The following is a 22832-nucleotide window of genomic DNA, read 5'->3' as shown; positions in this document are numbered from 1 at the left end:
CTCTTGCTATAGTCCGAGTATGACGATTGTTCCAATTGATCATCCTCGGGCCGCGCGGCTGCTGTGGTGGCGGTCGCAGCCCGGCCGCAACGTTGCGCTCGTCGGCGGGCTGGTCGCGGCCAACGCGCTCGCCTGGGCCTGGGCATTCGCGCTCTACGCCGACCGGCCCGCCATCGTCGGCACCGCGATGCTGGCTTGGCTGCTCGGACTGCGCCATGCGGTCGATGCGGATCACATCGCGGCGATTGACAACGTCGTGCGGAAGCTGGTGCAGGACGGTAGCGCCCCGCGCGCCGCCGGCCTCTATTTTGCGCTCGGCCATTCCAGCGTCGTCGTCATCGCCACCATCGTCGTGAGCCTCATCGCCGGCGCCGACCTCCTGGATGAAGAGAGCGCGATCAGGGCGATCGGCGGCGTCATCGGCACGTCGGTATCGGCCGGCTTCCTGCTGCTTATCGCGTTGGCGAACCTCATTCTGTTCGTGAACCTCTGGCGCCGCGCCGCACAGCCGCAGTCCGAGATGGAAACCGCCGGAAACACCGGACGGGGCATCCTCATCCGCCTGCTGCGCCCCGTGCTCCGCCTGGTGGGACGCGCCTGGCACATGTATCCGCTCGGCTTCCTGTTCGGTCTCGGCTTCGACACCGCGAGCGAGATCGGGCTTCTCAGCCTGTCGGCGACCGAGGCTGCGCGCGGCGCGAGCCTCGCCCATGTGCTGGTATTCCCGGCGCTGTTCGCGGCTGCGATGGCCACCGTCGACACCGCCGACAGCATGCTGATGGTCGGCGCCTATCGCTGGGCGCTGACCGATCCCGCACGCAAGCTGCGCTATAACCTCGTGATCACCGGCGCATCCGTTGCGATCGCGCTGGTGATCGGCAGCTTCGAGGCGTTCACGCTGTTGGCGCCGCGGCTTGGCCTGACGGGGGGATGGGCTGACGTCGCCACCGCGCTGGGCGACGGTGTCGCCAATCTCGGAATCGTCGCGATCGGCCTGTTCGGACTGGTCTGGGCGGTCGCCATGCTGCTCGGTCGCAGTCAGCGCGGTTCCGAGGCGACGCCCGGCGAAGCGCTTGCCAGCGTTCGTGCGGGGGCGCTAAACCCGCCGGCGATACGAAGCGGAACGCATAAGACGGGCTAGGAGCGGGGCCTCATGATGGTCGGCTCGGAGGGAACGATCAGGATGCTGTGGCTGCAGGGCGCGAGCTGCGGCGGCTGCACGATGTCGATCCTGGAAAGCGGCGCGTCCGGCTGGTTTGACGAATTGCGCCAATCCGGCATCGATCTGGTGTGGCATCCCTCCGTCAGCGAGCAGACAGGGGACGAGGTCGTGGAGCTGTTGGAGGCGATCCGCGACGGCCGCGAGCGGCTCGATCTGCTGGTGCTCGAAGGCTCGGTGGCGCGAGGCCCCGGTCTGAGCGGCCGCTTCAACATGCTCGCCGGCACCAACCGCTCGATCTATCGCTGGCTGCTCGATCTGGCGCCGCTGGCCGACTACGTCGTCGCCGTCGGCAGTTGCGCCGCCTATGGCGGCATTCCCGCGGCTGGCATCAATCCGACCGATGCGGTCGGACTGCAGTTCGAGGGCAGCGATATCGGCGGCGCGCTTGGCGCGGCCTTCCGCTCGAGACGCGGGCTGCCGGTGATCAACGTCGCAGGCTGTGCGCCGCATCCGGGCTGGATGATGGAGAGCCTGCTGGCGCTTACCTCGGGCGATCTGACGGCAGACGGCCTCGACACAGTCGGCCGTCCGACCTTCATCGCCAACCACCTCGCTCATCATGGCTGCTCGCGCAACGAGTTCTACGAGTTCAAGGCGAGCGCGGAGACGATGTCGGAACGCGGCTGCCTGATGGAGCATCTCGGCTGCCGCGCAACGCAGGCGGTCGGCGACTGCAATCAGCGCTCGTGGAACGGCGGCGGCTCCTGCACCAAGGGCGGTTATGCCTGCATCGCCTGCACCTCGCCGGGCTTCGAGAGCGCGCAGAACTATCTGGAGACGGCGAAGCTCGCCGGCATCCCCGTCGGCCTTCCCACCGACATGCCGAAAGCCTGGTTCGTCGCGCTCGCAGCGCTGTCGAAATCGGCCACGCCGCGCCGCGTCCGAGTCAATGCGACGGCGGATCATGTCGTGGTGCCGCCGGGCCGTTCCGGCGACAAGCGCCGTCCATGACGCGGATCACGGTCGGACCGTTCAATCGTGTCGAAGGCGATCTCGAGGTCAGGCTCGATATCGAGAGCGGCCGCGTCGCGCGGGCGGAGGTGACGGCGCCGCTCTATCGCGGCTTCGAGCAGATCCTTGAGGGCCGGCCGCCGCTCGACGCCCTGGTGATCGCGCCGCGCATCTGCGGCATCTGCTCCGTGTCGCAATCGATCGCGGCCGCTGCGGCGTTGCGCCAGGCCATGGGCATTGCGGCAGCACCAAACGGCATCCTCGCGAGCAACATCGCGCACGCGGCCGAGAACGCGGCGGATCATCTGACGCATTTCTACATCTTCTTCATGCCGGACTTCGCCCGCGATGCTTATGCCTCGCACGCTTGGCATTCGGCCGCGGCCGAACGTTTCGCGGCGACGAAGGGCAGCGCTGCCCGCGATGCGCTGCCTGCGCGCGCGCGACTGCTCGAGATCATGGGCCTGATCGCCGGCAAATGGCCGCACAGTCTCGCCTTCCAGCCAGGCGGGACGACCCGCGCGATCGAGCTCGGCGAGCGCGTGCGGCTCAGCGCGATCGCGGCGTCGTTTCGCGGTTTCCTTGAGCGCGTCCTGTTCGCCGACAAGTTGGAGAACGTGCTCGCCTTGTCGACGCCGGACGAACTCGACCGTTGGCGCGAGGGCCGAGCCGGCGACTTCGCGCATTTCCTTCGGCTGGCCGATGCGCTCGCGCTGGCCGACCTCGGCAGCGGACCAGGTCTCTTGATGAGCTTCGGCGCGTATCACGACTTCAATGGAGCTCGTTTTCGCGCTGGCGTCCGCACGAGCAGTGGCGAGGTCCAGGCTTTGCCGTCGGACGGCATCACCGAGGACGTCTCGCACGCCTGGATGCACGATACGTCGCTCGATCCGTCCGAGAGCCGCACCGTGCCCGATGCCGACAAAGCCGACGCCTATAGCTGGTGCAAGGCGCCGCGTCTCGCGGGAGAACCGGTCGAGGTCGGCGCTCTCGCAAGGCAGGCCATCGACGGTCAGCCGCTGATCACCGCGCTGCTCGCGAGCGGTCGCAGCAATGTCCGCAATCGTGTCATCGCCCGGCTGATCGAAACCGCGCAACTCGCGCTGTCGATCGAGCACTGGATCAAGGCGCTGCGTCTCAACGAGCCGTTCTGCGTGAACAGCGGTGAGGCGGCCGACGGCCACTTCGTCGGGGTCGTGGAGGCTGCGCGCGGCAGCCTCGGCCACTGGCTCGCGGTGCGCTCCGGCCGGATCGAGCGTTATCAGATCATCGCGCCGACGAGCTGGAATTTTTCGCCGCGCGACGCCGACGGCGTTGCGGGCCCGCTCGAGCAGGCGCTGGTCGGCACCGAGGTCGGCGATGCCGGCGCGCGTGCGGTCGGCATCCAGCACGTCGTGCGGTCGTTCGATCCCTGCATGGTCTGCACGGCGCATTGAGCGCGCTGCACACAGGCAGGCAGCAAGCGGAAACAAGATTGTCGGTGCAAAGCGCGTGATTTCCGATTGTCGCGCGCGATCCACCACCGAAGGCTCCGTCGCTGCGATCGCACCGCCTCAAGCATCTGAAATCATTATGATTCGAATCCAGCAATGATGCTGGCCCGCATCTTGCTGTCCTTCTCGCCAGAACGCGATCAGATGATCGCCAACGCGATGTCAGGGGGAGGACTCATGGGCGCGGCAACGGAAACTTTTTACAGCGTCATCAGGCGTCAGGGCATCACGCGGCGCAGCTTTCACAAGTTCTGCAGCCTGACCGCGACGAGCCTCGGCCTCGGCCCGCTGGCGGCGAGCCGCATCGCCAATGCGCTCGAAACCAAGCCGCGCACGCCGGTCATCTGGATGCACGGGCTGGAGTGCACGTGCTGCTCGGAGAGCTTCATCCGCTCGGCGCATCCGCTGGTGAAGGATGCCGTGCTGTCGATGATCTCGCTCGACTATGACGACACCATCATGGCGGCGGCCGGCCACCAGGCGGAGGCCATCCTCGACGAGACGCGTGCGAAGTACAAGGGACAGTACATTCTTGCGGTCGAGGGCAATCCGCCGCTGAACGAAGGTGGCATGTTCTGCATCGACGGCGGCAAGCCGTTCGTCGAAAAGCTGAAGATGATGGCCGAGGACGCCATGGCGATCATCGCCTGGGGCGCCTGTGCCTCCTGGGGCTGTGTGCAGGCGGCAAAGCCCAATCCGACGCAGGCGACCCCGATCGACAAGGTCATCACCAACAAGCCGATCATCAAGGTGCCGGGCTGCCCGCCGATCGCGGAAGTCATGACCGGCGTCGTCACCTTCATCACCACCTTCGGCAAGCTGCCGGAGCTCGACCGCCAGGGCCGGCCGAAGATGTTCTACTCACAGCGTATCCACGACAAGTGCTATCGCCGACCGCATTTCGACGCCGGCCAGTTCGTCGAGGAGTGGGACGACGAGGCCGCGCGCAAGGGCTACTGCCTGTACAAGATGGGATGCAAGGGCCCGACCACCTACAACGCCTGCTCGACGGTGCGCTGGAACGGCGGCGTGTCGTTCCCGATCCAGTCTGGTCACGGCTGCATCGGCTGCTCCGAGGACGGCTTCTGGGACAAGGGCTCGTTCTACGACCGCCTCACCAACATCAAGCAGTTCGGCATCGAGCACAACGCCGACCAGGTCGGCATGGTGGCCGCGGGCACGGTGGGCGCAGCGGTCGCGGCGCATGCGGCGGCGACGGCCGTGAAACGGCTCGCCACCAAGCGCGACGACGCCAAACAAGATCATTGATCGCATTCAGGGCAGGCAACGATGGGCATCCAGACTCCCAACGGCTTCAATCTCGACAATTCCGGCAAGCGCATTGTCGTCGATCCGGTCACTCGCATCGAGGGACACATGCGGGTCGAGGTCAATGTCGACTCCGACAATGTCATCCGCAATGCGGTTTCCACCGGCACGATGTGGCGCGGCATCGAGGTGATCCTCAGGAATCGCGATCCGCGCGACGCCTGGGCCTTCACCGAGCGGATCTGCGGCGTCTGCACCGGAACGCATGCGCTCACATCGGTGCGCGCGGTCGAGAACGCGCTCGGCATTACCATTCCGGAGAATGCCAACTCGATCCGCAACCTCATGCAGCTTGCGCTGCAAGTGCACGACCACGTCGTGCACTTCTATCACCTGCACGCGCTGGACTGGGTCGACGTGGTCTCGGCGCTCTCGGCCGATCCGAAGGCGACGTCGACACTGGCGCAGTCGATCTCGAGCTGGCCGCTGTCGTCGCCCGGCTATTTCAGGGACCTCCAGACCCGCCTCAAGAAGTTCGTCGAGTCCGGGCAGCTCGGCCCGTTCAAGAATGGCTATTGGGGCAGCAAGGCCTACAAGCTGCCGCCCGAGGCCAACCTGATGGCGGTGGCGCACTATCTGGAGGCGCTCGATTTCCAGAAGGAGATCGTCAAGATCCACACCATCTTCGGCGGCAAGAACCCGCATCCGAACTGGCTCGTGGGTGGCGTGCCGTGTCCGATCAACATCGACGGCACCGGTGCGGTCGGCGCCATCAACATCGAGCGGCTGAACCTCGTCTCCTCGATCATCGATCGCCTGATCGAGTTCAACGAGATGGTCTATCTCCCCGACGTCGCCGCGATCGGCTCGTTCTACAAGGACTGGCTCTATGGCGGCGGCCTGTCCGGCAAGAGCGTGCTCGCCTACGGCGACGTGCCCGAGCATGCCAATGACTATTCCGCCAAGAGCCTGAAGCTGCCGCGTGGCGCGATCATCAACGGCAATCTGTCCGAGGTGTTTCCGGTCGATCACGCCAATCCGGACGAGATCCAGGAGTTCGTCGTTCATTCCTGGTACAAATACCCCGACGAGACCAAGGGGCTGCATCCCTGGGACGGCGTCACCGAGCCGAACTACGTGCTCGGCCCCAACGCCAAGGGCACCAAGACGGACATCAAGGAGCTCGACGAGGGCGGCAAATATTCCTGGATCAAGGCGCCGCGTTGGCGCGGCCACGCCATGGAGGTCGGGCCGCTCGCGCGCTGGGTCGTCGGCTATGCGCAGAACAAGTCGGAGTTCAAGGATCCCGTCGACAAGTTCTTGAAGGATCTCGACCTGCCTCTGACGGCGCTGTTCTCCACGCTCGGCCGCACCGCGGCGCGCGCGCTGGAATCGGTGTGGGCGGGACGCCAGATGCGCTACTTCCAGGACAAGCTGATCGCCAACATCAAGGCAGGCGACAGCTCGACGGCGAATGTCGACAAATGGAAGCCCGAGAGCTGGCCGAAAGAGGCCAAGGGCGTCGGCTTCACCGAGGCGCCGCGCGGCGCGCTCGCGCACTGGATCAAGATCAAGGACACCAAGATCGACAACTACCAGTGCGTCGTGCCGACGACCTGGAACGGGTCGCCCCGCGATCCCAAGGGCAACATCGGCGCATTCGAAGCGTCGCTGATGAACACCCCGATGGCCAATCCCGAGCAGCCGCTGGAGATCCTGCGCACGATCCATTCGTTCGATCCGTGCCTGGCCTGCTCGACGCACGTCATGAGTCCGGATGGCCAGGAGCTGGCCAAGGTCAAGGTCAGGTAGCACGGGAGCAGGGTCATGATGGATGCAGTTGCACGCCCGCCCGAGTCGGGGACGGACATCGCCGCGATCGCAGCCGACGCCGCTGGCGAGCATGCGGTCGGCCGGCCCACGGTCTATGTCTACGAAGCGCCGGTGCGCATCTGCCACTGGGTCAACGCGTTCGCGATCATCGTTCTGATGATTACCGGCTACCTGATCGGATCACCGCTCCCGACGGTGTCGGGGGAGGCGTCGGCGAATTTCGTGATGGGCTACATCCGCTTTGCCCATTTCGCGGCCGGACAGGTGCTGGCGGTGTTCTTCCTCGCCCGCATCTTCTGGGCCTTCGTCGGCAACCACCATTCCCGGCAGATCTTCTACATTCCGGTGCATCGCAAGCAGTTCTGGAAGGAGGTGCTGCACGAGATTCGCTGGTACGCGTTCCTGGAGCGTGAGCCGAAGATGTATGTCGGCCACAATCCCCTGGCGCAGACGGCAATGTTCACCGGCTTCACGCTGTTCGTCGCCTTCATGATCGTCACTGGCTTTGCGCTCTATTCGGAAGGCGCCGGGATCGACAGCTGGCAGCACAAATTGTTCGGCTGGGTGTTTGCGATCTGGCCGAACAGCCAGGATGTTCATACCTGGCATCACCTCGGGATGTGGGCGCTGGTCACGTTCGTGATGGTGCATGTCTATGCCGCCATTCGCGAAGACATCATGTCGCGCCAGAGCATCATCTCCTCGATGATCTCAGGCGAACGGCAGTTCCGCGAGTAGCAGGGGGCCGGCATGGTCGATGAGCGCGGGCGCGATCGCATTCTGGTGCTCGGAATCGGCAACATTCTCTGGGCGGACGAAGGCTTCGGTGTGCGGGTGGTGGAGGAATTCCACCGCCGCTTCACCGTGCCCGACAACGTCACGATCCTCGACGGCGGCACGCAGGGGCTTTACCTCGTGAACTATGTCGAGGAAGCCGACGGCCTGATCGTGTTCGACGCCATCGACTACGGCCTCGTGCCGGGCGAGCTCAAGCTCGTCCGGGACGACGAGGTGCCGCGCTTCACCGGCGCCAAGAAGATGAGCCTGCACCAGACGGGCTTCCAGGAAGTACTGAGCGCGGCCGACCTGCTCGGCCGCTATCCGCAGCGGCTTGCGCTGATCGGCTGCCAGCCGCTCGACCTCGAGGATTGGGGCGGTCCGCTGACTGCGCCGGTTCGTGCGCAGATCGCGCCGGCGATCGAGCTGGCCTGCGCCCTCCTGGCGGAATGGGGCGCGCCCGCCGCGTCGCGGCGTGAAACGCTCGCCGGCGACGAACGCCTGCTCGCGAACGACATCGATCATCACAGCTACGAGCTGCGGGCGCGCACGGCCGAGTAACCGCGCCGCGAGGGAATCCGACATGTGTCTTGGCCTGCCGATGACAATCCTCGAGACCGATGGCGTCTCGGCGCTGTGCAGCTTCGACGGCGAGGAGCGCCGCGTCTCGGTGCTGCTGCTGTCGAACCCGCCGGTCGGAGCCAAGGTGCTCGTCTATATCGACAACGCCGTTCGCCTGCTCGATGACGAAGAAGCGCGGCTGATCGGCGAGGCGCTGCGCGGCCTGCAGGCGGCCGTGAACGGCGAGAATTGCGACGACTTCTTCGCCGACCTGATCGGGCGCGAGCCGGAGCTTCCAGAGCATCTGCGGTAGCGGTGTTATGCGCTTGGATGGGCGCCAGATTCCTGGCAATAAGATTTCCATAAGAAAAGTAAGTTGCCGGACATTATCTGGAAAGCGGCTTTCCGATTGATTGCGGAGCTCTTAATTTCAATAAAAATATGAGATATTTCAACGTATTGAACGTTCCGCTGCCGCGTGGGCGTCTGGCACGTTGATTGCTAAAGTGGAGAGCACGGCAACGATAACTGGTCAGGGAGAAACGTCGATGGAAATGCAGCAGCGTGACCCCGCGCGCATGCGAGGCGGGTTGCCGGAGGTCGATGCCGGCACCGTCGATGCCTTTCTCGCCGAGGCCGATCGCGCCGGGCTGGTCGCCGTGCTGCTGTCGGCCGGTGATCCCGCGCGGTTTCCGGAGGCGCTCGATGTGGCCATCGTGCTGCCGGAGCTGATCACCGCGTTTCACGGCCGGCTGCGTGGCGCGGTCATCGCGCGCGACGCGGAGGCGGAGCTCGGGACGCGCTTCGGCGTGCGCGTGCAGCCGAGCCTGATCCTGTGCCGCGGGGCGGAGACGCTCGGCCTGATCGCCAAGATCCAGGACTGGTCTGTCTATGTCGATCGCATCTCGCGGCTGATCGACCGGCCGCAGGGCGCGACTGCAACGGTCGTCGCCAGCATCGTCCCAGTCCATCAGCCTGCGGGAGCCGAGCGATGAAGCCGGGATTCTGGATCGCGCCTGAAGGAGCCGAGGAGCCGGTCAACATCTTTCCGATCGGCGAAGAGGCGCTCGATACATCGCACAAGGGGCTGACCGCTTCCGGGGCCCTGGCCAAGCTGGCCTCGCTCGACTCGGAGGCGCTGGCGCGGAGCTGCCCGCGGGCGGTCGAGCTGCTGTCGACGATTGCAGCGGCTATCGCGGCGCAGACCGCCGGCGCGCCGACGCAATTATTCCGGCTCGAGGGCCTCAACGATCTCGAGCGCCGGCTGATCGACGACGTGCTGGGCGAGGGCGAAGTCGCCGGCGTCGTGGCTCTTCCCGACGGGACGCTGGCTCAGATCCAGGAATCGGTGCTCGCCGGAATATGGCGGGTGCGGCTGGAGGCGGACGAGCGACACGACTACATCGAAATCGGCGCCGTCCCGGAGATCGTATCGCGCGCCGCCGCCGATCTGACTGCAGGTGACATCGTGATCGGCCCTGTGCCCGAGGGCACCATGAACGCGCTGCCGGTGCTCGCCGAGATCCGCGAGCGCGCGCTGTCCTGGCGACCAGGTCAGCGCTCGCAGACCATCAACTTCACGCTGCTGCCGATGAGCCCAACCGACATGAGCTTCCTGCAGCAGACGCTCGGCAACGGCCCGATCCAGCTGATGTCGCGTGGCTACGGCACCTGCCGCGTGCTCGCGACCGGCATCCGTCATGTCTGGTCGGTGCAGTTCTTCAACGCCATGGACACGATCATTCTCGACACCCTCGAGGTCGGCGGTGTGCCGGTGGTCGCGCTCGCCGCGGCTGAGGATTTCGAGGATTCGGCCGAGCGTCTGACCCAGATCATCGAGGCCTATTTCACATGAGCGGCGGCTTCGAGAATTTCGGTGTCCGCAGCGATCTCGCTGATGACGTGCTGCTGGAGTGCGGCATCTGCTGGACGCGCTACGACCCGGCCGAGGGGGATGGCGTCGCGCAGATTCCGCCGGGCACGCCGTTCGCGGCCTTGCCGGATGACTGGCATTGCCCGAACTGCGATGCGCCGAAAGCCAAGTTCATGGTGGTCGGGCCATGAGCACTGAGGCGGTCGGGCAGGGGACGTCGGACGTCACGCCGGCCGCGTGGGGCGAGCGTCTTGCCGGCGTTTATCGCGAGATCGGCGCTCGTGCGATGCGCGAGCTGCCGATCTATCACGACGCGCTCGACGTCGAGGCGATCGGATTTTCAGTGGTCGACGGCCGCATCCTCGGCATCGTCGTCACGCCCTGGTTCATGAACGTGGTCACTCCGGCCGCACAAGGCGCCGCCGGATCCGTCGTCAAGATCGTGCTTCCGGCTGGCTCGTTCGAATTCACGATCGGCGATGTTGCCGAGGTCGGTCGGATCGCGAGCTGCTCGCTGTTCTCGCCGATGTTCCAGTTCGAGGACATGACCGCGGCGCGTGCGGCGGCGGAGGCTGCGCTCGCCGCGCTGATGACGGCGCCGGAGGATGATCTGTCGTCCGAACGCGCTGCGAAGGCGTCGAGCGCGATCGATCGCCGTGCGTTCCTGCGCGGCACCCTCTCCGAGGGCCGCGCATGACCCTCGCCTTTCGCAACCGCATCGACGTGACGCTGTCGGTCGCCGATCGGCTGATCACAGGCGTCGACATTCAGCCGCGCACGCGGCCACCGCTGGGACGGCTGTTCGCCGGCAAGCCGGCCGAGATGCTGCTCGCGGCCCTGCCGCGGCTGTTCTCGCTGTGCGCCAGTGCGCACCAGGTGGCGCTGCTCTCGGCGTTGGAAGCGGCGCGCGGCGAGCGGGCGGCGCCGCTGACCAGGCATCGTCGGATCAAGGCCGTAGTCGCGGAACGCTTCGCCGAACTCGTGCGCGGTCTGCTGGTTGCGCCGTTGGCGGAAAATCGCAACGCCGCGCAGCTGGTGCAACGGCTGTTGCAGGCGGTCGCGTCGCTGCAGATGCATTCCGGCGCCCAGCAGCAATCTCGCGCTGCAACCTTGTCTCAGATCAAGACGGACATGGTGGCCCTGGGCATAGGCTTGGCAGCGGAGCCCGTTCTACCGGGAACTCCGCTTGCATCTCTGATGGACATGGTCCGGAAGGCCGCCGATGATGGAGGATGGAGGCACATGCCGGCCGAGCACGACATCCTGTCGGCCGCCGACGATGGCGCCGTCGTCGCGCAATTGATGGACGTGGGATCTGCCTTTGCTGAGGCTCCGGAACTCGACGGCAGGGCTCCGGAGACCGGGGTCTGGGCCCGGTATGCGGAGCGCCATCAGTTGGCATCAGCCGGTCCCGTCGAACGCCTCTCAGCCAAGATCTCCGAGGTTGCCGAGCTGTTCCGCTGGATCGAGGCCGGCGAGGCTGAGGACGAAGCGGCCGACCAGCATGCCATCGCGAGCTACGCGCTCGGGTCGCGGCGCGGCGGCGCCGCGGTTGAGTGCGCACGCGGCCGGCTGCATCACGCAATCGAGCTCGATGCGCACGGCGCGGTCTCGCGTTTCGAGTATCTGGCGCCGACGGAATGGAATTTTCACCCGCGCGGCCCTGTCGTGAGGAGCCTCACCGGGGCTGCGCTGCGCGGCACGGGCGATCGCGAGGCCATCAATACGATGGTCGGATCGTTCGATCCCTGCGTCGGCTATCACCTGGCATTCCGGGAGATGGCCGATGCATGAGATGGCGCTGTGCGAAGGCATCGTCGAGATCGTCGAGCAGGAGGCGCGCAAGGGCGCCTTCTCCACGGTGAAGACGGTGTGGCTGGAGATCGGTGCGCTCAGCCATGTCGCGCCGGAGGCGCTGCGATTCTGTTTCGAGGCGGTGACCGCGAAGACCCTGTTGCAGGGGGCGGCGCTCGAGATCATCGAACAGCCGGGCACGGCGTGGTGCCTGGGCTGTTCGCGCAGCGTCGAGATCAGCCAACGCTACGCGCCTTGTCCGGCCTGCGGAAGTCATCAGCTGCAGGTCACGGGCGGTGAGGACATGCGGGTCAAAGAGCTGGAGGTCGAGTAATGTGCACGGTGTGCGGCTGCAGTGACGGCAAGTCCTCCGTCGAATCCGGTGATCATCATCACGATCACGGTGAGCACCAACATGCTCATGGACATGATCAGTCCGGACATCATCATCATCACGGCCATCACTGCCATGATCATGATCACGAGCATGGTCACCATCACCATGATCATGACCATCATGATCACGCCGCCGACCGCATCGACTGCTCGGCCAACCCTGCGGGGCAGGAGGTTGCCGGTCTCTCCAGCGGACGCATCATCCAGATCGAACGCGACATTCTCGGCAAGAACAACCGGCTCGCGGCCGAGAACCGCGCACGCTTCGCCGCGCATGACGTGCTGGCATTCAACTTCGTCTCCAGCCCGGGCGCCGGGAAGACCTCGCTGCTGGTCCGCGCCGTCTCCGATCTCAGGCAGAGCCGGCCTGTCGCGGTGATCGAGGGCGACCAGCAGACCTCCAACGATGCCGAGCGCATCCGCGCCACCGGCGTTCCGGCGATCCAGATCAATACCGGCAAGGGCTGTCATCTCGATGCGGCCATGATCGGCGAAGCCTATGGCCGGCTGCCGGCACTGCGCGGCGGGCTGCTGTTCATCGAGAATGTCGGCAACCTCGTGTGTCCGGCCGCCTTCGATCTCGGCGAGGCCTGCAAGATCGTCGTGTTCTCGACCACCGAGGGCGAGGACAAGCCGCTCAAATATCCCGACATGTTTGCAGCGTCATCGCTGATGCTGATCAACAAGATCGACCTGGCGCCGATGCTCGATTTCGACCTGGCGCAGACGATCGAATATGCCCGCCGCGTCAATCCGAAGATCGAGGTGCTGACGATCTCGGCCAAGACCGGCGAGGGCCTCTCGGCGTTCTACGCCTGGATCAGGAAGCAGTCGGACCGGATGCGGGCGAGCGCGATGAACGCGGTGCAGGGATGAGCACGCCCGGCCGGACATCGGCGGCGAACCATACGCGCCTCCGGCTCCGCGTCCGCGGTGCCGTGCAGGGCGTCGGCTTTCGTCCCTATGTCCATGGCTTGGCGATCCGCCATCGGCTCGGCGGCTTCGTCGCCAACGATGCTGATGGCGTGCTGATCGAGGTCGAGGGCGACGAGGTCGCCGAATTCGTCGAGGCTCTGCCGCGGCAGACGCCGCCACTGGCGCGCATCGACGACATCGCCGTCGAGCCGATCGTGGCCGACGCCGGCACGGGCTTCCGGATCGCCGAGAGCGTGAGTGGGCGCGTCACGACGCGGATCGTGCCGGACGCCGCCACCTGTGCCGCGTGCCTGGCCGAGTTGTTCGATCCCGGCAGCCGCTTCCATCTCTATCCCTTCGTCAACTGCACCCATTGCGGCCCGCGCTTCACCATCGCCGAGCGCCTGCCTTACGATCGCCCGTCCACGGCGATGAAGCACTTTCCGATGTGCGAGGCTTGCCGGTCCGACTACGACGATCGCGCAGGGCGCCGCTTTCATGCCGAGGCGATCTCGTGTCCAAGCTGCGGGCCGCGGCTCAGCCATGGCATCGATGAGATCGCGGCCGCGCTCGCGAATGGCAGGATCGTCGCCGTCAAGGGGCTCGGCGGCTATCAGTTGCTCTGTGATGCGCGAGATGAGCAGGCCGTCCAGCGGCTGCGCGGCCGTAAGCAGCGCGACGGCAAGCCGTTCGCCGTGATGTTGGCCACGGCCGACGCTGCAACTGAGATTGCCGAGATCGACGCGCCTGAGCGCGCGCTGCTGGAGCAGGTGGCGCGGCCGATCGTGCTGTTGCGCTCACGCCAGCGTGTTGCGTCCTCGGTCGCACCAGGCCTCGCAAAGATCGGCGTGATGCTGCCGGTCGCTCCGCTGCATCATCTGATCTTCCATGTGCTGGAGGCGGGCCGCCGCGCGGCTGCCGACGGACCATGGGCGCTGGTCTGCACCAGCGCCAATCCGAGCGGGGAGCCGCTGCTGACCGACAATGATGAAGCGAGGAGCGGTCTGGCTGATATCGCGGATCTGATCGTTACCCATGACCGAGACATCGTCATCCGCGCCGACGATTCCGTGCTTGCTGTCGTGGCCGGCGTTCCCCGCTTCGTCAGGCGTGCGCGCGGCTATGTACCGGAGCCGATCCGGCTCGCACGTGCCGGGCCGCCGGTGCTCGCGGTCGGCGCTCATCTGAAGGCGACGGTGACGGTAACGCGCGGCGACGAGGCGTTCGTATCGCAGCATCTCGGTGATCTCGACACGGCAGCCGCGATCCGCTTCTTCGAGGAGACGATCGCGCATCTCACCTCCATCCTCGACGTCGAGCCGGTCGCGATCGCGCATGACCTGCATCCGGACATGGCGTCGACCCGGTTCGCGCAGGCACGAGGTCTGCCGACGTTGCCCGTGCAGCATCACCATGCGCATGCGGCTTCCGTCATGGCCGAACAGGGCGTGACCGGCCCCGCCCTCGCGCTGGTGCTGGATGGCTACGGCTATGGCAGCGATGGCGGCGCCTGGGGCGGTGAATTACTGTCGTGCGACGGCGCTGGCTTCCAGCGCCTCGGCCATCTCGCCCCATTGAAGATGCCGGGCGGCGACCGGGCCGCACGGGAGCCGTGGCGGATGGCGGCGTCAGTGCTGCACGATTTCGGTCGCGGTGACGAGATCGAGCGGCGTTTCGTAGCGCAGCCCCAGTCGCGCAACATAGTCACGCTGCTAGACCTTACCGATACCGCGGTCACCACCAGCGCCGGCCGGCTGTTCGATGCCGTAGCTGGTTTGCTCGGTGTCAGCACGGTGCAGAGCTATGAAGGCGAGGCGGCCATGAAGCTGGAGGCGCTGGTGCGTGAACCGGCGCCGCTTGAGCGCGGCTGGACCATTGCCGATGGCGTGCTGTCGCTGCGGCCGCTGCTCGCGCATCTGATCGCGCGTGATCTCGACACTGTCGAAGCGGCGGGGCTGTTTCACGGCACGTTGGCCGCGGCCTGCGTCGACTGGATCGCGAGAGCTTCGCGCGCGACTGGCATCGGCACGATCGTGCTGAGCGGCGGCTGCTTCCTCAATGCGCATCTGGCCGAACAGATCGTGCGCGGCTGCCGTTCCGCAGGCCTCGATCCGCTGCTGCCGCGCCGGCTGCCGCCCAATGACGGCGGCCTCAGCCTCGGGCAGGCCTGGGTGGCTGGTCTGCATCTCACACAAAGCAATGTGCTGTCTGGAGGGACCGTCTGATGTGCCTGGCCATTCCCGCCGAGGTGATCAAGCTCTTGCCTGACGACATGGCGATCGTCTCGATTGACGGCGTCAGCAAGGAGGTCTCGATCGCGCTGATCGAGGAGATCGCCGTCGGCGACTACGTCATTCTTCATGTCGGCCATGCGCTGGCCAAGATCGATCCGGAGGAGGCGCGCGAGACGCTCGACCTGCTCCGGCAGATGGGCGAGGCTGTGGCGGAGGTCAGGCCATGAAATATGCCGACGAATTTCGCGACAAGGAGCTGGCGACAGGTCTTGCGCGCGCCATCCGCGCCAAGGCCGATCCGGCGCGCGCCTATCGCTTCATGGAGTTCTGCGGCGGACATACCCATGCGATCGCGCGCTATGGCCTCGAGGACATGCTGCCGGACAATGTTCGCATGATCCACGGCCCCGGCTGCCCGGTCTGCGTGCTGCCGGCCGGGCGCATCGACATGGCGATCGCGCTCGCCGAACGGCCGGAGGTCATCCTCTGCGTCTATGGCGACCTGATGCGCGTGCCGGGCTCGCGCGGGTCCTCGCTGCTCAAGGCGAAGGCGCGCGGCGCCGACATCCGCATGGTGTATTCGACGCTGGATGCGATCGCGCTGGCCGAGCAGAATCCCGGTCGCGAGGTGGTGTTCTTCGCCATCGGATTCGAGACCACGACGCCGCCGACGGCCGTGATGATCCGGGCCGCCGAGAAGAAGCAATTGTCGAACTTCACCGTGTTCTGCAACCACGTGCTCACACCGCCGGCGATGCGCGCGATCCTCGACAGCGACGACACGGTCGAGATCGACGGCTTCGTCGGGCCGGCGCATGTCTCGACCGTGATCGGCACCGAGCCCTACGCGCCGTTCGCGCGCAATGACGGCAAGCCGGTCGTGATCGCGGGCTTCGAGCCGCTCGACATGATGCAGGCCATCCTGATGCTGATCGAGCAGGTCAATGATGGCCGCCACGAGGTCGAGAACCAGTATCGCCGCGCGGTCACCGGCAGCGGCAACCAGCGTGCCATCCGGGAGGTCGCCGAGATTTTCGAGCTGCGCGATCAGTTCGAATGGCGCGGCCTCGGCAGCATTCCGGCGAGCGCATTGAAGCTGCGGCCCGGCTTTGCGCATCTCGATGCCGAGCTGCGCTTCGCCATGTCCGAGCTGGTCGTCGCCGACAACCCGGCCTGCGAATGTCCGGCCATTCTGCGTGGCCTGAAGAAGCCGGTGGACTGCCGGCTGTTCGGCACCGCCTGCACGCCGGAGACGCCGATCGGCTCCTGCATGGTGTCGTCGGAAGGCGCCTGCGCGGCGCATTGGACCTATGGCCGCTTCCGCGACCATCAGCGGAGGCTTGCATCATGAGCATGCATCAGCGCCGGCTCGACATGAAAAACGGCTGCGTCGATCTCTCGCATGGCGCCGGCGGTCGCGCGATGGCGCAACTGATTGCCGGCCTGTTCCACGAGGCGTTCGGCAACGAGTGGCTGGCGCGCGGCAACGACCAGTCGGCGTTCGACGTCGCCGCCGGCCGCATGGTGATGACGACCGACGGCTATGTGGTCTCGCCGCTGTTCTTCCCCGGCGGCAATATCGGCTCGCTCGCGGTGCACGGCACGGTCAACGACATCGCCATGGCCGGTGCCAGGCCACTGTATCTGTCGGCGAGCTTCATCATCGAGGAGGGGTTTCCGTTTGCCGACCTGAAACGGATCGCCGATGCGATGGGCGAGGCGGCGCGCGAGGCGGGCATCGCGATCATCACAGGCGACACCAAGGTGGTCGAGCGCGGCAAGGCGGATGGCGTGTTCATTTCGACGGCCGGCGTCGGCGTGCTGCCGGAAGGCCTCGATCTCTCAGCCGACAAGGCCAGGCCCAGCGACCGCGTGCTGCTGTCCGGCAGCCTCGGCGACCACGGCGTCGCCATCATGTCGAGGCGGCAGAATCTCACCTTCGACACCGAGATCATCTCGGACTCGGCCTCGCTGCACGGTCTCGTCGCCGACATGGTTGCGGCCGGCGGCGCCGGCATCCGGCTGATGCGCGATCCCACGCGCGGCGGGGTTGCGGCCACGATGAACGAGATCGCCCAGCAGTCCAATCTCGGCTTCCGCCTGCAGGAGGAATCGATTCCGGTGAAGCCTGCGGTCGCAGCCGCCTGCGAGCTGCTGGGGCTCGATCCGCTGCATGTCGCCAATGAAGGCAAGCTCGTCGCGGTGGTCGCGCCCGAGCTGGCCGGCGCCGTGCTCGCCGCCATGCGGGCGCATCCGCTCGGCCGCGATGCGGCTGACATCGGCGAAGCGGTGGCCGATGATCACCGCTTCGTCCAGATGGCGACGAGCTTCGGCGGCGGCCGTATCGTCGACTGGCTGTCCGGCGAGCAGCTGCCGCGGATCTGCTGAGACGCGCGATGGGCATCCAGGGAACGATACTGGTCGTGGATGACGAGGTCCGGTCGCAGGAGGCGCTGCGCCGCGTCCTCAACCAGGATTTCGAGGTCTTGTGTGCAGGCAACACGAACGATGCCGAGAAGCTGCTCGAAGGCGAGATCGTGCATGCCGTGATCTGCGACCAGCGCATGCCGCAGGAGTCCGGCGTCAGCTTCCTGAAGCGCGTGCGCGAGATGTGGCCCGACCCTGTACGGATGATCATCTCCGGCTATTCGGACTCCGAGGACATCATCGCCGGCCTCAACGAGGCCGGCATCTATCAGTACATCACAAAGCCCTGGCAGCCGGATCGCCTGATCGAGATCGTCCGCGAGGCCGTGCAGCTGTACCGGCTGCAGAAGGAGACGGAGACCGCCGGCGTTGACGTGAAGGCCACGCCGGCCCATATCAAGAAGGTGGTGTCGGTCAAGCGCGGCGCCGCCAAGCAGCTCTACGATTTCGACCGCATCGTGCATTCGGCGGCGAGCCCGATGCGCAACGTGATCGAGCTCGGCCGGCGCGCCGCCGACTACGACATCTCGGTCTTGATCACCGGCGAATCCGGCACCGGCAAGGAGCTCTTGGCGCGCGCGATTCACTACGGCTCCGCGCGGGCCACCAAGGCGTTCGTCGTCGAGAATTGCGGCGCGCTGCCGGATGAGCTGCTCGAAAGCGAGCTGTTCGGCTGCAAGAAGGGCGCCTTCACCGGCGCCTATCAGGACCGCATCGGCCTGTTCGAGGTTGCCGATGGCGGCACCATCTTTCTCGACGAGATCGGCGAGACCTCGCCGGCATTTCAGGTCAAGCTCCTCCGCGTGCTGCAGGAGAGCGAGATCCGACCGCTCGGCGCGCAGCGCGTGCGCCAGGTCGACGTGCGCGTGGTCGCTGCCACCAACCGGGATCTCGAGGCCGAAGTCGAGGCCGGCCGCTTCCGCCGCGATCTGTACTACCGGCTCGCCGCGTTTCCGGTGCACATGCCGTCCTTGCGCGAGCGTCCGATGGACATTCCGCTGATCGCCGAGGGCGTGCTGTCGGCGGTGAAGACATCGTTCAACCGGCCGCATCTGCGGTTCGCGCCGGCGGCGCTGGAGGAATTCTCCCGCTATCACTGGCCCGGCAATGTCCGCGAGCTGCAGAACGAGATCCAGCGCATGGCCGTGCTGGCCGATGCCGACGAGCTGCGCTGTCCGCCGTTCGCCGCCCGGCGCAGCGCACGCCGCGCCGCGCCCGCGATCCCCAATGGCAAGCTCAATGGTTCCGGGAGCCTGAAGGACAGGGTCGAGGATCTCGAAAAGACCATCATCGTTCACTGTCTGGAGAAATATGATGGTAACATCAGTCGCGTCGCCAGCGAGCTCGGCCTGTCGCGGGTGGGGCTCCGGAACAAATTGTCGAGATACGATCTGAAGAAACATGGCAAAGACCACTCACTCTCCTGAGTCCGGGGCTGACACGCTGCTCAAGCTGATCGCGAGCAGCAGCACGCTCGAACTCGACAGCGAGCGCGAAGGCGTGTGGATCGAAGTGATCCGCAAGATGGACGAGGTCTATTCCGACCTGCTGCGCTACGAGGTCGATCTCGAGCACAAGAACGCCGAGCTCGAGGAAGCCCAGGCGTTCGTCACCAATGTCATCGAGTCCGTCTCCGACATCCTGGTCGTCTGTGACGCCAGGGGCACGGTGCAGCAGGCCAACTCCGCCTTTCTGCAGACATCGGGACGGGCCTTGGCTGACATCGCCGGTCGCGATATCGCCGAGATGATTGATCCCGATCATCGGCCCAAACTTGTCTCGCTGCTGAAGCCGCGCAGCAGCGCCGAAGTGGTCGACGGTGAATTGCGCTTTGCCGCGGCGGCCGGCGTCAGCTCCGACCTGTTCGCGATCAACAGCTCGCCGCGGCATGACCATCGCGGCCGCTTCATCGGCGTCGTGCTGACGGGCCGTCCGATCGGCGAGCTGCGCCGCGCCTATGAGGCCCTGCACAAGGCGCATCAGGAGCTGCAGCGGGCGCAGCGGCAATTGGTCGAGCAGGAGAAGATGGCAAGCCTCGGCCGGCTCGTCGCGGGCGTGGCCCACGAGCTGAACAATCCGATCAGCTTCGTCTATGGCAACATCCACACCCTGATGCGCTACCGCACCTCGCTGGTCGGCTATCTCGATGCCATCCATGAGCAGCCGGTCAGCGAGGACATCGCCGCGCTTCGCTCGGATCTGAGGATCGACGCCATCCTGGAGGATTTCGGGCCGCTGATCGACGGCACGCTGGAAGGTGCGGTGCGCATCAGCGAGATCGTCAAGAACCTGCGCCGCCTGTCGTTCTCGAAGCTCGGCGAGGTCGAGCGCGTCAACATCGAACGGCTGATCAATACCGCCGTGCTGTGGGCAGGGCGCACCAAGCAGCATCGTGTCGACATCCAGATCGAGGTCGAGCCGGATCTGTGGATCTCCGGCAACGAAGGCCAGCTGCATCAGGTGATCGTCAACCTCGTGGAGAACGCGATCGACGCGATGCGATCGACCGACCTGCCGCGTCTTCTGGTCGCGGTGGCGCGCCAGGGCAACGAGATCGCCTTTCGCATCACCGATAACGGCCCCGGCATCGACAAGGATCACATGACCCACATCTTCGAGCCGTTCTTCACGACCAAGCGCGTCGGGGAGGGGACGGGGCTCGGGCTGTGGATCAGCTACGGCATCGTCCGCGAGCACGGCGGCGAGCTGTCCGCGACCAACGAGCCGCAGGGCGGCGCCACGTTCTCTTTCAGCTTGCCGGCGGCTTGACCATAGCGGCGGGGCTGCTGCCGACGCTGAAGTGGGATGCTGGGTATCCCTTCGAAACGATGCGGGGGTTCCTGACGGCGGTGCCGTCGGATGTTGCGGGCAGAAGCCAAGCTTGAGGTGATCAGGACGCCGTCGCGACCGGCACGCGCTCGCGCTGATTGGTCAACCGCGCCAGCAGCACGGTTGCGGTTCGCGTGATGTGCTGCCGTGCGAGATCCTCGGCCTTCTGCGCATCGCCCGCGATCACCGCCCGCAGGATGTCCTCATGCTGATCCCAGATCCGCCGCGGCGTCTCGTCGCGCATCAGCACCTCGCCCATCAGCCGGCGCAGATGCAGCCAATGCGGCAGGGTGGTGTCCTGGATGACGGAGTTGCCGGAGATCTCGTAGAGGAATTCATGAAACTTGACGTCGGCCTCGATCAGCTTTTCGACCGAATGCTCGCGCTCGGCGCTCCGGCCCTGCTCGATCAAATTCGGGCCTTCCTCGGCCGCTCGCTTGGCGCCGCGGGTCGCCGCGAGCCGGCAGGCGAGGCCCTCGGCGACCGCGCGTATTTCATAGAGGTTGCGGATGAAGTCGGTGTCGATCGGTGCGACTTCCAGGCCGCGGCCCGGCGCCTCGCGCACAAAGCCGTGATTGCGCAGCAGCAGCAGCGCCTGCTGCACCGGCTGGCGCGATACGCCGAGGTCGCGGGCCAGATCGTCCTGAATGAGGCGGGCCGATTCCGGCAGTTCGCCGCCGACGATGTCGGAGAGAATGCGCTCGTAGACGCGTTCGGTCAGGCTCGGCTGTGTCTTCAGCGGCGGCACACGGCCTCCACGGGATCAGGTGTGATGTCCGGTCGCGAATGTGGAGCTGCCGTGCCGGAGCCCGGCGCTCGCATTGCGGCCGATGTCGGTCTGAACGGGGTCATAGCGAGAATTTCCGCGCAGTGAGCGTTCGCCGCTGCTTGGGCTTGCTGTCCTGCTGGATTTCGAGGTGATGGATGAACACACTGGCCGCGCGTGAAATGTGCTCGCGGCTCAGCCGTTCGGCCTCGTCGCTGCGGCCCTCGATCACGGCTGCAAGAATGTCCTCATGCTCGTCCCAGACCGCCCGGGACATGCTCTGCTCCTTCTGCAGCACGTCGGACATCACCCGCTTCAGGCACGGCCAATGTGGTGCCATCGTCTCGCCGATCAGCGCGTTGCCGGAGAGGTCGCCGAGGAAGCAATGGAAGGCGATGTCGGTCTCGATCTTGCGGTTGACGAGCCCGCTCTTCACCGCCTCTTGGCCGGCCGCGATGTACGCCGGACCTTCGCGCGCGGCGCGATCGCTCGCGCGCTCGGCGGCCAGCCGCGCCGCGAGGCCTTCGAGCACCGCGCGCATCTCATAGAGGTCCCGAACGAAGCCGGGGTCGAGCGGCGCCACGATCAGGCCGCGGCCGGGCGCGCTCTGCACCAGCCCGCAGCCGCGGAGCAGGATCAGCGCCTGCTGAACCGGCTGGCGCGATACCCCATAAGCCTGGGCCAGATCGTCCTGGATCAGCCGCGAGCCTGGCGTGAGAACGCCGCTGACGATCTCGTCAGTGATCGCTTCGACGACCTGGTCGACCAGAGAGGGAGCGGCGGGCACGATTCGCATGGGTCATCACATTTTGCCGCACATTAGCATGTCAAGTCCGAAAATCCATTTGCGATGTATTCGAATTCAGAGTACGAATTCAAAAAAGGACGCTGCGTTAAGGCAAGTTAAAAAGCGGCCAAATAGGGAGGGACTCCGTTGTCGGAAGATCCGACCAGTCTGGAGCGCGATCAGGTTTGGTCCGCGCGCTCGGAGGGCGGCGTGCGCGCCGGCATGATGCCGGTGCTGTCGCGCGCATTGCTGGTGGCCTCGGTCGCGTCGTTTGCCGCGATGGCGCCTGCGTTTGGGGTGGCCGGTGAAGGCTTGACCTTGTCCGATGCGTGGGTGCCGGCGGCGCCCGAGGTGGGACGCGACATCCCGTTGCTGATCACGATCAAGAATGACACGACCGCGCCGGAAGCGTTGATGCGCGTGCGTTGTCCGATCGCCAATTTTTCGGAGCGGCACACCGTCGACCGCGGCGAAGGCGCGCCGGCGATGCGCTCCATTCCCAACATTCCAATTGCCGCGGGCAGCACGCTGGTGCTGCTGCCGACCGCCTATCACGTGATGCTGCTGCAGACGCGGGAGCCGCTCGAGCCAGGCAAGCGCTTCACCTGCACGATCGTATTCCAGAAAGCAGGATCCATCGAAACGGAGGTCGAGGTTCGCAAGTCGCCTTGAAGCGTGTTTGTCGCCTGCTGCCCTCCGCCGCCG

Annotated in this window: 24 protein-coding genes; 22 read left to right on the top strand and 2 right to left on the bottom strand. The window is 65.9% G+C overall.

From position 1 onward, the window contains the following. Positions 1-19 precede the first annotated feature (19 nt). The 21 genes from QX126_RS01465 to QX126_RS01365 all read left to right on the top strand — a co-directional run bounded on the left by QX126_RS01465 (position 20) and on the right by QX126_RS01365 (position 20514). A complete protein-coding gene (locus tag QX126_RS01465; RefSeq protein ID WP_315778882.1) occupies positions 20-1141 on the top strand; it encodes a HoxN/HupN/NixA family nickel/cobalt transporter in 1122 nt (373 codons plus the stop codon). A gap of 15 nt (positions 1142-1156) precedes the next feature. Then, the gene (locus QX126_RS01460) at positions 1157-2173 is read left to right on the top strand and encodes a HupU protein (protein WP_315779368.1); all 1017 of its coding nucleotides are present in this window, start codon (positions 1157-1159) and stop codon (positions 2171-2173) included. After that, positions 2170-3609, top strand: a complete 1440-nt coding sequence (locus tag QX126_RS01455) for a nickel-dependent hydrogenase large subunit (RefSeq protein WP_315778881.1) — start codon at positions 2170-2172, stop codon at positions 3607-3609. Before QX126_RS01460 ends, QX126_RS01455 begins: the two co-directional genes overlap by 4 nt. A 234-nt stretch (positions 3610-3843) precedes the next feature. Next, entirely contained in the window at positions 3844-4935 is a 1092-nt protein-coding gene (locus tag QX126_RS01450) for a hydrogenase small subunit (protein WP_315778879.1), read from the top strand. A 21-nt stretch (positions 4936-4956) separates the two neighbouring features. Continuing rightward, positions 4957-6747: a nickel-dependent hydrogenase large subunit gene (locus QX126_RS01445; protein ID WP_315778877.1), complete on the top strand. Its 1791-nt coding sequence runs from the start codon at positions 4957-4959 to the stop codon at positions 6745-6747. A gap of 15 nt (positions 6748-6762) precedes the next feature. Continuing rightward, positions 6763-7506: a Ni/Fe-hydrogenase, b-type cytochrome subunit gene (gene cybH / locus QX126_RS01440; protein ID WP_315778875.1), complete on the top strand. Its 744-nt coding sequence runs from the start codon at positions 6763-6765 to the stop codon at positions 7504-7506. A 12-nt stretch (positions 7507-7518) separates the two neighbouring features. Continuing rightward, positions 7519-8106, top strand: coding sequence for a HyaD/HybD family hydrogenase maturation endopeptidase (locus tag QX126_RS01435; RefSeq protein ID WP_315778873.1), 588 nt, complete (start codon positions 7519-7521; stop codon positions 8104-8106). A gap of 22 nt (positions 8107-8128) precedes the next feature. Next, the gene (locus QX126_RS01430) at positions 8129-8419 is read left to right on the top strand and encodes a HypC/HybG/HupF family hydrogenase formation chaperone (RefSeq protein WP_315736711.1); all 291 of its coding nucleotides are present in this window, start codon (positions 8129-8131) and stop codon (positions 8417-8419) included. A 235-nt stretch (positions 8420-8654) separates the two neighbouring features. Further along, positions 8655-9101, top strand: coding sequence for a hydrogenase accessory protein (locus tag QX126_RS01425; protein WP_315736712.1), 447 nt, complete (start codon positions 8655-8657; stop codon positions 9099-9101). Beyond that, complete coding sequence (locus tag QX126_RS01420; RefSeq protein ID WP_315778871.1) at positions 9098-9961, top strand: hydrogenase expression/formation protein; 864 nt, start codon at positions 9098-9100, stop codon at positions 9959-9961. The genes QX126_RS01425 and QX126_RS01420 overlap by 4 nt, the downstream gene beginning before the upstream one ends. After that, a complete protein-coding gene (locus QX126_RS01415) occupies positions 9958-10170 on the top strand; it encodes a rubredoxin (RefSeq protein WP_315778869.1) in 213 nt (70 codons plus the stop codon). The genes QX126_RS01420 and QX126_RS01415 overlap by 4 nt, the downstream gene beginning before the upstream one ends. Next, the gene (gene hybE / locus QX126_RS01410) at positions 10167-10676 is read left to right on the top strand and encodes a [NiFe]-hydrogenase assembly chaperone HybE (protein ID WP_315778867.1); all 510 of its coding nucleotides are present in this window, start codon (positions 10167-10169) and stop codon (positions 10674-10676) included. Before QX126_RS01415 ends, hybE begins: the two co-directional genes overlap by 4 nt. Further along, positions 10673-11773 (top strand): nickel-dependent hydrogenase large subunit, encoded by a 1101-nt coding sequence (locus QX126_RS01405; protein WP_315778865.1) that lies wholly within the window; start codon positions 10673-10675, stop codon positions 11771-11773. Before hybE ends, QX126_RS01405 begins: the two co-directional genes overlap by 4 nt. Continuing rightward, positions 11766-12107, top strand: coding sequence for a hydrogenase maturation nickel metallochaperone HypA (hypA, locus tag QX126_RS01400; RefSeq protein WP_315736719.1), 342 nt, complete (start codon positions 11766-11768; stop codon positions 12105-12107). Before QX126_RS01405 ends, hypA begins: the two co-directional genes overlap by 8 nt. Continuing rightward, on the top strand, positions 12107-13045 hold the full coding sequence (gene hypB / locus QX126_RS01395) for a hydrogenase nickel incorporation protein HypB (protein ID WP_315778863.1): 939 nt from the start codon (positions 12107-12109) through the stop codon (positions 13043-13045). The genes hypA and hypB overlap by 1 nt, the downstream gene beginning before the upstream one ends. Further along, positions 13042-15309 carry a carbamoyltransferase HypF gene (hypF, locus tag QX126_RS01390; RefSeq protein WP_315778861.1) on the top strand — a complete coding sequence of 756 codons (2268 nt, stop codon included), beginning with the start codon at positions 13042-13044 and terminating at the stop codon, positions 15307-15309. Before hypB ends, hypF begins: the two co-directional genes overlap by 4 nt. Beyond that, positions 15309-15545: a HypC/HybG/HupF family hydrogenase formation chaperone gene (locus QX126_RS01385; protein ID WP_315736723.1), complete on the top strand. Its 237-nt coding sequence runs from the start codon at positions 15309-15311 to the stop codon at positions 15543-15545. The genes hypF and QX126_RS01385 overlap by 1 nt, the downstream gene beginning before the upstream one ends. Beyond that, positions 15542-16669, top strand: coding sequence for a hydrogenase formation protein HypD (hypD, locus tag QX126_RS01380; protein ID WP_315778859.1), 1128 nt, complete (start codon positions 15542-15544; stop codon positions 16667-16669). The genes QX126_RS01385 and hypD overlap by 4 nt, the downstream gene beginning before the upstream one ends. After that, a complete protein-coding gene (gene hypE, locus QX126_RS01375) occupies positions 16666-17706 on the top strand; it encodes a hydrogenase expression/formation protein HypE (RefSeq protein WP_315778857.1) in 1041 nt (346 codons plus the stop codon). The genes hypD and hypE overlap by 4 nt, the downstream gene beginning before the upstream one ends. An 8-nt stretch (positions 17707-17714) precedes the next feature. Continuing rightward, the gene (locus QX126_RS01370) at positions 17715-19172 is read left to right on the top strand and encodes a sigma-54 dependent transcriptional regulator (RefSeq protein WP_315778855.1); all 1458 of its coding nucleotides are present in this window, start codon (positions 17715-17717) and stop codon (positions 19170-19172) included. After that, complete coding sequence (locus tag QX126_RS01365) at positions 19147-20514, top strand: sensor histidine kinase (RefSeq protein ID WP_315778854.1); 1368 nt, start codon at positions 19147-19149, stop codon at positions 20512-20514. The genes QX126_RS01370 and QX126_RS01365 overlap by 26 nt, the downstream gene beginning before the upstream one ends. A 121-nt stretch (positions 20515-20635) precedes the next feature. Here QX126_RS01365 and QX126_RS01360 read toward each other — a convergent pair whose 3' ends face one another. Then, positions 20636-21322: a GntR family transcriptional regulator gene (locus QX126_RS01360; RefSeq protein ID WP_315736729.1), complete on the bottom strand. Its 687-nt coding sequence runs from the start codon at positions 21320-21322 to the stop codon at positions 20636-20638. A 100-nt stretch (positions 21323-21422) separates the two neighbouring features. Further along, positions 21423-22136: a GntR family transcriptional regulator gene (locus QX126_RS01355; RefSeq protein WP_315778852.1), complete on the bottom strand. Its 714-nt coding sequence runs from the start codon at positions 22134-22136 to the stop codon at positions 21423-21425. A 138-nt stretch (positions 22137-22274) separates the two neighbouring features. On the opposite strand from QX126_RS01355, the gene QX126_RS01350 reads away from it, so the two are divergent. Next, positions 22275-22799, top strand: a complete 525-nt coding sequence (locus QX126_RS01350) for a copper chaperone PCu(A)C (RefSeq protein WP_315778850.1) — start codon at positions 22275-22277, stop codon at positions 22797-22799. Positions 22800-22832: the final 33 nt, after the last annotated feature.

The organism is Bradyrhizobium sp. SZCCHNPS1003, assembly GCF_032381555.1.
Classification (GTDB): domain Bacteria; phylum Pseudomonadota; class Alphaproteobacteria; order Rhizobiales; family Xanthobacteraceae; genus Bradyrhizobium.
The sequence above is the reverse complement of the archived record's forward strand: the minus strand, read 5'-3'. Positions and strand labels throughout refer to the sequence as shown.